This window comes from Bifidobacterium aemilianum, from assembly GCF_003315635.1.
Lineage (GTDB): Bacteria > Actinomycetota > Actinomycetes > Actinomycetales > Bifidobacteriaceae > Bifidobacterium > Bifidobacterium aemilianum.
On the sequence record NZ_PDCG01000025.1, the window covers coordinates 1 to 726 of the forward strand.

General features: G+C 42.4%; 1 protein-coding gene. It reads right to left on the reverse strand.

Features of this window, described 5'->3' with window-relative positions; translation table 11 throughout:
* Positions 1-105: 105 nt before the first annotated feature.
* Positions 106-726, reverse strand: a 621-nt coding sequence (locus tag CRD60_RS08225) for an ATP-binding cassette domain-containing protein (RefSeq protein WP_130473090.1), incomplete at its 5' end; no start/stop codon positions are given.

Sequence of the window (726 nt, forward strand, 5' to 3'; positions counted from 1 at the left end):
ATATAAATATGATGGAGGCAGTGGCGGCTTCTAACATCATTAAATATACCGTTATGAGATTAGTGTATCTACATTTAAATACAAGAATTCACAAAGTCATCACATTTAATTGTCTGTGGTTTGCTGGCTAATGGTCGGCATCTGTAGTAGTTCCCTATAAGCTGGGCTGGAAATCTTAAGTTCGTCATGCGTGCCGCATGCGACGATTTTGCCCTTTTCCATGACCAGTATTTGATCACCTGGCTCAATTGTTGACATTCTGTGAACTACTTCAATGACGGTTTGTTCGGAGAATATCTCGCGTAGTAGAGCATTTATCTTCTGTTGGTTGATTGAGTCGAGGCTTGACGTAGGCTCGTCTAAGAGAATGACAGGTTTTCTGTGCAGCAAAATCCTGGCGATGGAAAGTCTCTGACGTTCTCCGCCGCTCAGGAAGTGGCCTTGTTCACCGACCTGCGTATTTAACTCTTGTTCGAGATTCCTAACTTTTGTATCAAGATTGACGAGCTTGAGCGCATTCCAACATGTCTCATCGCTTGCTTCGATGGTTCCCATCGTTAGATTATCTCGAATACTACCGGAGAATATAGGAGCATCTTGTTCAATATAGCTAACTACTTTCCTGATATCGTTGGCATTTAAATCAGTTGAGTCAACATTGTTGTATAGGATATGCCCCGAATCCGGCCTATAAAAAGCCTCCAATAGGGAAAGCAGCGTAGTTTT